The organism is Arcicella gelida (genome assembly GCF_034931025.1).
Lineage (GTDB): Bacteria > Bacteroidota > Bacteroidia > Cytophagales > Spirosomataceae > Arcicella > Arcicella gelida.
The window spans coordinates 53,064-64,821 of the sequence record NZ_JAYGIL010000002.1 but is presented as its reverse complement, the minus strand read 5'-3'; the positions used below and the strand labels follow the sequence as shown (position 1 = coordinate 64,821).

The 11,758-nt window shown below is 35.3% G+C and carries 8 protein-coding genes; 6 read left to right on the top strand and 2 right to left on the bottom strand.

Annotation, left to right across the window (positions count from 1 at the left end; translation table 11 throughout):
* The first annotated feature begins 162 nt into the window (after window positions 1–162).
* From VB776_RS00300 to VB776_RS00275, 6 genes are all read left to right on the top strand, one after another.
* Window positions 163–2,934 carry a bifunctional aconitate hydratase 2/2-methylisocitrate dehydratase gene (locus tag VB776_RS00300; protein ID WP_323324873.1) on the top strand — a complete coding sequence of 924 codons (2,772 nt, stop codon included), beginning with the start codon at window positions 163–165 and terminating at the stop codon, window positions 2,932–2,934.
* Between the two features lie 363 nt (window positions 2,935–3,297).
* The gene (topA, locus tag VB776_RS00295) at window positions 3,298–5,793 is read left to right on the top strand and encodes a type I DNA topoisomerase (RefSeq protein WP_323324871.1); all 2,496 of its coding nucleotides are present in this window, start codon (window positions 3,298–3,300) and stop codon (window positions 5,791–5,793) included.
* 352 nt (window positions 5,794–6,145) lie between these two features.
* The gene (locus tag VB776_RS00290) at window positions 6,146–6,844 is read left to right on the top strand and encodes an SIR2 family NAD-dependent protein deacylase (RefSeq protein ID WP_323324869.1); all 699 of its coding nucleotides are present in this window, start codon (window positions 6,146–6,148) and stop codon (window positions 6,842–6,844) included.
* Window positions 6,845–6,931: 87 nt separating this feature from the next.
* Complete coding sequence (locus VB776_RS00285; RefSeq protein WP_184137723.1) at window positions 6,932–7,813, top strand: bifunctional 5,10-methylenetetrahydrofolate dehydrogenase/5,10-methenyltetrahydrofolate cyclohydrolase; 882 nt, start codon at window positions 6,932–6,934, stop codon at window positions 7,811–7,813.
* A 169-nt stretch (window positions 7,814–7,982) separates the two neighbouring features.
* Window positions 7,983–8,924 carry a ribose-phosphate pyrophosphokinase gene (locus VB776_RS00280; protein WP_184137720.1) on the top strand — a complete coding sequence of 314 codons (942 nt, stop codon included), beginning with the start codon at window positions 7,983–7,985 and terminating at the stop codon, window positions 8,922–8,924.
* Window positions 8,925–9,013: 89 nt separating this feature from the next.
* Window positions 9,014–9,580 carry a 50S ribosomal protein L25/general stress protein Ctc gene (locus VB776_RS00275; protein WP_323324867.1) on the top strand — a complete coding sequence of 189 codons (567 nt, stop codon included), beginning with the start codon at window positions 9,014–9,016 and terminating at the stop codon, window positions 9,578–9,580.
* Window positions 9,581–9,656: 76 nt separating this feature from the next.
* Here the strand turns inward: VB776_RS00275 and VB776_RS00270 are convergent, their stop codons facing one another.
* A complete protein-coding gene (locus tag VB776_RS00270) occupies window positions 9,657–10,517 on the bottom strand; it encodes a nucleoside phosphorylase (protein WP_323324865.1) in 861 nt (286 codons plus the stop codon).
* Between the two features lie 85 nt (window positions 10,518–10,602).
* Window positions 10,603–11,583 (bottom strand): oxygen-dependent tRNA uridine(34) hydroxylase TrhO, encoded by a 981-nt coding sequence (gene trhO, locus VB776_RS00265; RefSeq protein WP_323324863.1) that lies wholly within the window; start codon window positions 11,581–11,583, stop codon window positions 10,603–10,605.
* Between the last annotated feature and the right edge of the window lie 175 nt (window positions 11,584–11,758).

Sequence of the window (11,758 nt, the reverse complement as noted above, 5' to 3'; positions counted from 1 at the left end):
CAAAAAAGCCTATTCAATAAAAAATTTTTAAATCGAACTTGCTTTTTATAAATTTGTGGTACAACTTCTTCATAGAAAAACGCTATTTTGATTCTCACAAGAAGTCTTACAATATAAAATACATTCAAGGATAAATACTATAATAACTGTAAATAATTCAATATGAACTTTTATAACGATTACCTTAAAGAAATCGAGGAAAGAAAAACACAAGGACTTCATCCTAAGCCAATTGATAGTGCTGAATTGGTAAGTGAAATCATTGAACAAATTAAAGTTTTAGGCAACGAACACCGTGCTGATTCACTTCAGTTTTTCATTTATAATACTTTGCCAGGAACTACTCCTGCAGCTGGTGTGAAGGCTAAATTTTTAAAAGAGATTATACTTGGTCAGTCTGTTGTAGAAGAAATAACGCCTGATTTTGCTTTTGAGTTATTGTCACACATGAAAGGTGGCTCTTCAATTGAAGTATTATTAGATTTGGCTTTGGGCGATGATGCTGCCATTGCAAAACAAGCTGGTGATGTATTGAAAACGCAAGTTTACTTATACGATGCCGATTTGAAACGTCTGAAAGGTGCTTTTGAAATCGGTAATGCAACAGCTAAAGACATTATCGAGAGCTATGCTAAAGCAGAGTTTTTTACAAAACTTCCAGAAATACCAGAAGAAATTAAAGTAGTTACCTTTATCGCTGGTGAAGGTGATATTTCAACAGATTTACTTTCTCCAGGAAATCAAGCTCACTCACGTTCTGACCGTGAATTGCACGGAAAATGTATGATTTCTCCAGCTGCTCAAGCTGAAATCGAAGCTTTGAAAGCTCAACACCCAGATAAATCTGTGATGTTAATTGCTGAGAAAGGAACAATGGGCGTAGGTTCTTCAAGAATGTCAGGCGTAAATAACGTGGCACTTTGGACAGGTAAGCAAGCAAGTCCTTACATTCCTTTTGTGAACTTTGCTCCAATTGTAGGTGGTACAAATGGTATTTCTCCAATTTTCCTTACAACAGTTGATGTAACTGGAGGTATCGGAATTGACCTTAAAAACTGGGTTAAAAAAGTTGATGCAGACGGTAACGTAATTCGTGATGAAAATAACGAACCTATACTTGAGCAAACTTATTCTGTAGCAACAGGTACTGTACTTACGATTAATACAAAAACGAAAAAATTATACAATGGTGAGCAAGAGTTGATTGATATTTCTAAAGCTTTCACTCCTCAAAAATTGGAATTTATCAAAGCTGGTGGTTCTTATGCTATCGTATTTGGTAAAAAAATCCAGACTTTCGCTTCTCAGTTGTTAGGAATTGCGATTGCTCCAGTATTTGCTCCTTCAAAAGAAGTTTCAATCGAGGGACAAGGATTGACGGCGGTTGAAAAAATCTTCAATAAAAACGCAGTAGGTGCTACGCCAGGCAAAGTTTTACATGCAGGTTCTGACGTTCGTGTATTAGTAAATATCGTAGGTTCGCAAGATACTACTGGTTTGATGACAGCCCAAGAATTAGAGTCGATGGCTGCTACAACCATTTCTACTACGGTTGACGGTGCTTATCAATCAGGTTGTCACACAGCTTCAGTTTGGGATAAAAAAGCACAAGCTAACATTCCTAAATTGATGAAATTCATGAACGAGTTTGGTTTAATTACGGCTCGTGATCCTAAAGGTGTGTATCACTCAATGACCGACGTAATTCACAAAGTATTGAATGATATTACGGTTGACGATTGGGCAATTATCATCGGTGGTGACTCGCATACTCGTATGTCTAAAGGTGTTGCTTTTGGTGCTGACTCTGGTACAGTTGCTTTGGCTCTTGCTACTGGAGAGGCTTCTATGCCAATTCCTGATTCTGTAAAAGTTACTTTTAAAGGTAACATGAAAGAATACATGGACTTCCGTGATGTAGTTCATGCTACGCAATCTCAAATGCTTCAACAATTTGGTGGAGAAAACGTGTTCCAAGGTAGAATTATTGAGGTTCATATTGGTACACTTACTGCCGACCAAGCCTTTACATTTACAGACTGGTCTGCGGAGATGAAAGCAAAAGCTTCTATCTGTATTTCTGAAGATGCTACTTTAATCGAGTCATTGGAGATTGCCAAAAGCAGAATCCAGATTATGATTGATAAGGGCATGGACAACAAAAACCAAGTGCTTCAAGGATTGATTGATAAAGCAAACAAAAGAATTGCAGAAATTCAATCTGGTGAAAAGCCAGCACTTAGACCAGATGCTAATGCAAAATATTATGCTGAGGTAGTTGTTGACTTAGACCTAATCGCTGAACCAATGATTGCTGATCCAGATGTAAACAATGCAGATGTTTCTAAAAGATATACCCACGATACAATCAGACCATTATCTTACTACGGAGGCGACAAAAAAGTTGACCTTGGTTTTATTGGTTCTTGTATGGTTCACAAAGGCGATATGAAAATTTTGGCTCAAATGTTGAAAAACATTGAAGCTCAAAATGGTAAAGTTGAATTCCAAGCACCACTTGTTGTTGCTCCGCCAACTTACAATATCGTAGATGAATTAAAAGCAGAAGGCGACTGGGAAGTATTACAAAAATACTCTGGTTTCGAATTCGATGACAATGCTCCTAAAGCAGCGGCACGTACATCTTACGAAAAAATGTTATACTTAGAGCGTCCTGGTTGTAACCTATGTATGGGTAACCAAGAAAAAGCTGCTAAAGGTGATACAGTAATGGCAACATCTACACGTTTGTTTCAAGGACGTGTAGTAGAAGATACAGATGCTAAAAAAGGTGAATCTTTACTTTCATCAACACCAGTGGTAGTTCTTTCTACAGTTCTTGGTAGAACTCCAACTATCGAAGAATATGTGAAAGCAGTTGAAGGTATCAATTTGACTAAATTTTCTCCATCACACCTAAAGTTGGTGAAATAATAGCATAACAGATAAACAACAAAAAGCCTGAGTAACAACTCAGGCTTTTTGTTGTTTATATAGATGAGAACGTATTTTGAAGCTATCTAAAATTTATTTTATACAAATTGTTAAACTAATGTAGTCGATTGGTGAATTTTCATTTCGAATAAATAATGGAATTCCGCAAATTTATTACTGTAATCAAAAAAATGGACTACATTTTGAAATGAAGTTTATATATTTGGCAAAATATAAAAGGTAGTGGTTTTCTTATCAGGCATTTTATACCCAATAGGGCATCAAAATTGAAGGATTTTAGCCCCTAAAGAATAATATTTCGTAAATAATTTCGATTGTTTACTCCACCAATCAAAATAATTAATGTCGAAAAACTTAGTAATAGTAGAGTCTCCAGCAAAGGCAAAGACCATTGAGGGATATTTAGGAAAAGATTTTACCGTAAAATCTTCATTTGGTCATGTCCGAGACTTACCTAAAGAAAATGATGCCATCGACATAAAAAATGGTTTCAAACCTACTTATATTATCTCTCCAGAAAAGATAAAAGTAGTAAACGAACTTAAATCAGCCGTTAAATCAGCAGATGAAGTATGGCTGGCAACGGATGATGACCGTGAAGGTGAATCTATCTCATGGCATTTAAAAGAAGCTCTTGGGCTAGCAGACAGTACTAAAAGAATTGTTTTTCGTGAAATCACGAAAAAGGCAATTCAGAATGCCATTCAAAACCCAAGAACGATTGATGTGGATTTGGTAAATGCACAGCAGGCTCGTAGAGTATTGGATAGATTAATTGGCTTTGAACTTTCACCAGTACTTTGGTCGAAAGTAAAAAAAGGTTTATCAGCAGGTAGAGTACAATCTGTAGCAGTAAGAATTGTGGTTGAAAGAGAAAGAGATATTGAAAATTTTGATTCAAAATCTTCTTTCAAAATCGTTGCTTTATTTCCCTTAGCAGGTGGAAGAGTTTTACAGGCTGAATTACCTAAAAACTTTGAAACAGAAGCTTTGGCGAAAGCATTTTTAGAGAAATGTATTGGTGCTGAATTCAAGATTAAGAATTTAGAAACTAAACCTGCCAAGAAATCTCCAACGGCTCCTTTTACCACCTCTACGTTACAACAAGAAGCTTCTCGTAAATTAGGCTATTCTGTAGCTTCAACGATGATGTACGCTCAGAAGTTGTACGAAGCAGGTAAGATTTCTTACATGAGAACCGACTCAACCAGTCTTTCTGATGAAGCAATAGGCAAAGCAAAAGAAGCCATCACCAATGCGTATGGCGTTGATTATGTACAAACCCGTCAGTATAAAACCAAAGATGAATCGGCTCAGGAAGCTCACGAAGCCATTCGTCCGACTGATTTTGCTGAGAGTACTATCGTTGGTGATGCCAAAGAAAGACGTTTGTATGAATTAATTTGGAAACGTGCTATTGCTTCGCAAATGTCGGATGCACAATTGGAAAGAACTACGGCTACTGTCGGAATTTCAACTACTGCGGAAGAATTAATTGCTCAAGGAGAAGTCATTAAATTCGACGGTTTCTTGAAAGTATATTTAGAAAGTAAAGACGATGAAGAAGATGAGGATAATTCAAAAATGTTGCCTCCTTTAAATATTGGTCAAATTCTGAATTTAGATACTTTAAAAGCAACAGAACGTTTTTCTCGTCCTCCTGCACGCTACACCGAAGCAAGTTTGGTAAAAGCTTTGGAAGACAAAGGGGTTGGTCGTCCTTCTACTTATGCTCCAACGATTTCAACGATTATTAAGCGAGAGTATGTTGTAAAAGAAGATAGAGAAGGCAAGGAGCGTAGTTTCAAAGAGATTGTGTTGAAAGATAATAAAATTTCTGAAAAGACAAGTAAAGAAACTTACGGGACAGAAAAAGCTAAACTTTTCCCTACTTCTGTAGGAATGGTAGTAAATGATTTCTTAGTTGAAAATTTCAAGGAAGTAGTAGATTTTAAATTTACTGCTGATATGGAAGATGAATTCGATGAAATTGCCAAAGGGAAAGTAGAATGGTCGAAAATGATTGATAATTTTTATCAAGGTTTCCATCAAACAATAGAAGATAGTAAGAACGTTGATAGAAATACAGTAGGTTCATCTCGTGATTTAGGAATTGACCCAAAAACAGGAAAGCCTGTTTCTGTAAGATTAGGCAAATTTGGTCCTTATGTTCAATTAGGAGAAGCCAAAACTAAAGACGACGAAAAACCGGTTTACTTCAATCTAAAAAAAGACCAATTGGTAACAACCATTACTTTAGAAGAGGCTTTGGCTTTGATGGAATTACCAAAACTACCAAGAGAAGTTGGTTTCTTTGAAGATAAACCAATGGTGATTGGTGCTGGTAAAATGGGTCCTTATATTCGTCATGATGATAAATACACAAGTCTTCCGCCTAACGAAGATCCTTTTACTGTTTCAGAAGAAAGAGCTATTGAATTGATTTTGGAAAAACGTCAAGCGGATGTGGGAAGTGCTATCGGTACTTTTGAAGGAGAACCAATCACAACTGGGAAAGGTAGATTTGGTCCTTATGTAAAACATAATGGTAAATTCTATTCGTTGGGAAGAGGCGAAAATATTGATACCATTACTGGAGAAAGAGCGATTGAGATTATTATCAAGAAACGTGATAGTGAAGCCAATAAGTATTTGAAAGAATTCCCTGAAAATGATTCTATAAAAGTAGTTAATGGAATGTATGGACCATATATTCAGATTGGTAAACGAAATATCAAAATTCCAAAAGATACAAAACCTGAAGATTTAACATTAGAGGATTGTATCAAACTAGGAGAGGAAGCCCCAGCTCCTTCTGCGAGAGGAAAGAAGAAATAAATATGAGTTTTGAATTTTGAATTATCATTATTTAGATAACTCAGTTCATTGAAACAATTATAGTTTATATAATTATTAAGAAACATGAGTTATCCCGAATTTTAAAATCACAAAAAAGCGGTCGAAAAACTAATTTCGACCGCTTTTTTGTGATTGATGGGTAACGAATTCCTACTGTTTGAGCGAAGCGAGTTTAGGAAGTCTTGATTTTTTTGTTACTTTTTGTATCAAGACAAAAAGTAAGGACTAGAACAAATCCAAAAAGCTTTTAAATCTTCTAAACTCGCTATTTTAGGAGAAAATTCGGGATGACTCATGTTTTTTGATTTGAAAATTAAATTTAAAATCTAAGATGAAATCTACCCAAAAGAAATTAGTTGTATTAACTGGTGCTGGTATTTCAGCAGAAAGTGGCATTCCTACTTTCAGAGCATCGGATGGGCTTTGGGAAAATCATGCCATTGAAGATGTGGCTACTCCTGAAGGCTTTAAGAAAAATCCTGAACTTGTATTGCGTTTTTATAACGAACGAAGAGCTAAATTAGATCATGTAGAACCAAATGAAGGGCATAAAATTTTGGCTCGTTTAGAAAAATATTATGATGTTCAAATCATCACACAAAATGTAGATAATCTTCATGAAAGAGCGGGTTCAAAAAAAGTATTGCATTTGCATGGTGAATTGACCAAAGCTCGTTCAACGCTTGATAGTAGCTTGGTCTATGAAATTGGCACAAAAGCAATCAATTTAGGTGATAAATGTGAAAAGGGTTCTCAGCTTCGTCCACATATTGTTTGGTTTCACGAAGACGTTCCTTTAATACATAATGCCATTGAAATCGTTGAAAGTGCAGATGTTTTTGTGGTTGTAGGGACTTCTTTACAAGTATATCCTGCGGCTGGCTTGGTAAATTATGTCGCTGGTTTTGTACCTATTTATATTATCGACCCCAAAAAACCAGAAACAGCCACTAGAAAAAACATGGCTTTTATTGAATATATAGGCAGTGTTGGCTTGGCTAAATTGTGGGATATTCTAGTAAATGATTGAGATGTAGTGTACAGATAAACCAAATTCTTTTGCTTAACCAAAAACTAGCCGTAATTTTGTGGCTTCAAAATTACAAAAAACAGAACCATGCAAATTATAGACGGGAAAGCAGTTGCTGACGAAATCAAGAAAGAAATCGCATTGGAAGTAGCTGAAATCAAAGCATCTGGTGGTAAAACACCACATTTAGTAGCCATTTTGGTGGGAAATAATGGTGCTTCTGAAACCTATGTTGCCAACAAAGTAAAATCTTGTCAAGAATTAGGATTTAATTCAACATTACTTCGTTTCGACCCAAGTATCACTGAAGCTGAATTATTAGCTGAAGTACAAAAAGTAAATGATAATGATGATATGGATGGATTGATTGTTCAATTACCACTTCCAGACCATATCAATCCTGATAAAGTAATGGAAACGATTGCACCAAGTAAAGATGTTGATGGTTTTCATCCAATCAATATTGGTAGAATGGCAAAAGGTCTTCCTGCTTATATTTCTGCAACGCCTCAAGGAGTATTAGACTTATTGGCGTATTATAATATTGAAACTTCAGGGAAACATTGTGTCGTGGTGGGACGTAGCCAGATTGTAGGCTTACCGATGTCAATTTTGATGCAACGCAATACTAAAATTGGTAACTGTACAGTAACGCTTACACATTCAAAAACTAAAGATTTACCAGCTGTTTGTGCTAGTGCCGATATTTTAATTGCAGCTTTGGGTCGTGCAGAGTTTATCACGGCTGAATATGTAAAAGAAGGTGCAGTAGTAATAGATGTAGGTTTGACTAGAGTAGAAGACCCAACTAAGAAGTCTGGATTTGCTTTGAAGGGAGATGTGAAATTTGATGAGGTAGCTCCGAAGTGTTCTTTCATCACGCCAGTTCCTAAAGGAGTTGGTCCAATGACTATCGTTTCGTTGATGAAAAATACTTTACTTTCAGCCAAAAAGGTGATTTACCAATAAAATATTGTATTTTGTTTTGGTGATTTGGTTGTAATTATTTATTGTTCGAAAAATCGTATGTTGAGTGCTGTTTAAGCAAATGATTTTTCGTACTTTTGCGGTAAATTTCAGAAAAAGTATTTCCAAGATAATTTTGAATTAAGAGAGCTTTAGAAAACTCTCCAAAAAAATGGCTGCTATCAATCAAGTTAAGATTTTCACAGGATCATCTTCCGAATATTTAGCAAAAGAAATTGCTCGCTTTTACGGAAAAGATTTAGGTTTGTCTTCTGTTCAACGTTTCTCAGATGGTGAAATGTCACCAAGTTTTAACGAATCTATCAGAGGATGTGATGTATTCATCATTCAATCAACTTTCCCACCAGCGGATAATATGCTGGAGCTTTTGTTAATGATTGATGGTGCTCGTCGTGCTTCTGCTCACTATGTTACGGTTGTTATGCCTTATTTTGGCTATTCTCGTCAGGATAGAAAAGACAAGCCAAGAGTAGGTATCGGAGCAAAATTGATAGCTAATTTATTAACTGCTGCGGGTGCTGATAGATTAATGACTTTAGATTTACATGCTGGACAAATTCAAGGTTTCTTCGATTTTCCTGTAGATCACTTAGAAGGAACAGCTATTTTCGTTCCATATTTAAAATCATTAGGATTAGATAATATTTTGTTTGCTTCGCCAGATGTTGGTGGTGTGGTTCGTACTCGTAATGTTGCTAAGTTCTTCAATGCAGAAATGGTAATTTGCGATAAGCAACGTAAACGTGCTAACGAAGTAGCAACAATGCAATTAATTGGTGATGTTACTGGTGCAGATGTCGTTTTAGTCGATGATTTAATTGATACTGGAGGAACAATGTGTAAAGCCGCTCAGTTAATCATGGACAAAGGTGCTAAATCTGTAAGAGCCATCGTAACACACCCAGTACTTTCTGGAAAAGCGTATGAAAATATCAACAATTCAGTATTGACTGAATTGGTTGTAACAGACACAATTCCATTAAAAGAAGCTAGTGATAAAATTAAAGTATTATCAGTAGCAGAATTATTCGCCAAAGCAATTGGCAGAATTCGTGACCATGAGTCTATCAGTTCATTATTTATAAAAAATTAATTTAAACGGTTGATTGAGGATAGTGCTCAAGGAATGACAAGGAATGATTTCCTTGAAATCGACAGGCTTTCAACACAAATCACTCAAAAATGAGAAAGATTGAAATCGTAGGGTATAACAGAGAAACCCTTGGAACAAAATCAGCAAAAGATCTTCGTAACGAATCTTTAGCTCCATGTGTATTGTACGGTGGTGAAAAACAAATTCACTTTGCTGTACCAATGATTCTTTTCCGTGAATTATTATATACTCCAGAAGTATCAGAAGTAATTTTAAATATCGAAGGTGAAATTCACCACGCTATCGTTCAAGATTCACAATTCCACCCAGTATCAGAACTTCTTCTTCATGTCGATTTCTTAGAAATCGTTGAAGGTAAAGAAATCAAAATTGACGTTCCTGTGAAAGTTATTGGTGATGCACCAGGCGTTCGTAAAGGGGGTAAAATGGTTCAAAAATTACGTAAAGTAACATTGAAAGGTTTATCAGATAACATTCCTGACTTTATCGAAGCTGACATTACTGGCTTAGACTTAGGACAAACATTGAAAGTTGCTAAATTGAAAGCTGAAAACGTTGCGATTTTAAATAATCCTTCGGCTCCAGTTGCTACAATTGACATCCCACGTGCTTTAAGAGGAAAAATTAACTCATAGTTAATTACTCAATTCACTGATAGATTTTATAAAGAGGCTGTTTCTTCAAAATTTTGATAGAAACAGCTTTTTTATGTTATTTTGAGAGCTTTTCTAACGCTAGTTTGATTAAATTATCAACCGACTTTTCAGGGTTTTTAGCAAATTCGTTCGTCATTCTACTGGCTAGAATAGCACTGATTGATAATACTTCATGACCTAGTACTTTTCCCATTAAATAATAGCCAGCCGTTTCCATTTCAAGATTAGTCAATGATAAATTATCATGTCTGAATGAATTAAAATTTTCTAACAGATTTTCAACTTTAGGACTATATCTCAAAACTCTACCTTGTGGAGCATAAAATCCTGGACAAGTAACGGTATTGCCTTCAAACCAATCGACTGGAGAATCTTCCATAAACAGATTATACAAAGACTCACTTCCTGCATTAGCATAAGGCATAAAATCTAAAGCAAAATACTTTTTGATAGATTCGGTGATAGAATTATTTTGCGAAGTATAAAAATAACCTAGTGCATCAAAGCCAATACCTAGTTTAGAAACTACGATACTTTCCAGAGAAATCTCTTTTTGTAAGCTTCCAGAGGTGCCTAATCTAATAATATTTAATGATTTATGCTCGTTAAATGGTGTTCTTGTTGCTAAATCGATGTTCGCTAAGGCATCGAGTTCATTCATTAAAATTTCGATATTATCAGTACCAATTCCACTAGAAATAACGCTAAGACGTTTTTTGCCAAGATAGCCAGTATGAGTAACAAATTCTCGTTTACTAATTTTTACTTCAACGCTATCGAAATATTTAGAAATTTTTTCTACTCTTTCGGGGTCACCAACTGTAATGATAGTATCAGAAATATCGTCTGGACGAAGATTCAAATGATATATACTTCCATCAGCATTTGTAATTAAATCGGTTGGTGAAATGGACATAGTCTGAATGATTTTAAATGAAAAAACTAGAGGTATTGTAATTACTACAATACCTCTAGTTGCATATATCCGTCAAATATATAAATTAAGCGTTTTGTTCCAAAGGACTTTTTGTTAATTTTCTACTTTTGAAACCAAATTCTGGAGTATAATTATCCGACTGCTTAGAGTAATATCCTTTTAAATTGTAAGGACGTTTGCGTGGATGATTTTTACATTCTTCAGAACAAGCTCCGTCCATTTCTAACAAACAAGTAGCACAAATTGGTAAATGTTCGTTACATTCTGGGTTAGCACAGTTTACCATATCTTCAGTATCTGTTTTACAAATATGGCATTTTGAAATGATGACAGGGTTTACAGTATTTACTTCTGTTTTTACTCTGTTATCAAACACGTAGCATTTTCCTTCAAAGTCTTCACCACCTTCTTCTAAACCATATTTAATAATTCCACCGTGCAATTGATAAACATTTTCGAAACCACGTTCAATTAAATAAGCAGAAGCTTTTTCGCATTTTATTCCACCAGTACAATAAGTAATGATTTTTTTATCTTTCAAATGTTCAATTTCTTGCACGTGTTCTGGCAATTCACGAAGCGTTTCCATATCAAATGTTACTGCTCCTTTGAATTTTCCGATACTGTGTTCATAGTTAGAACGCATATCAACCAAAACAACATCAGGGTCATTTTTCAACATTTCTTTGAAATCTGCTGGCTCTAAATGCTTTCCTGTTCTCACTCTTGGGTCAACGGGTAAATCAGAATTGACAATTTCTTCTTTTACTCTTACATGAAGCTTAGCAAAAGCGTGTTCCTCATGCTCTTCAACTTTAAAATCGAAATCAGAACCTGCAAAAATTGGGTCATTTTCTAACCAATTCATATAGCGTTCACAGTCTTCAGCCAAACCAGAAACAGTACCATTTAGTCCTTCAGAAGCAACAATGATACGACCTAATAAACGATTTTCTAAACAAAATAAATGATGCTTTTCTCGGTAAATATCCGCATCGGGGATAGGAGTGTAATTATAATAAAGAATTACTCTGTATGGCTTCATCTTCAACATGAGTTTACAGCGTGAATGTATTCTTATCAAAAAAACTTATTCGTGACCTAAAATATTTGATAAGAGATACTAAAACGAATAAGCGAGTGCAAAGATACGAAAAAGGGGAGTTTTGACGCAGAAATTTCTAATTTCCAAAAATGCTTTTTGTCATTTTTTATGAGTT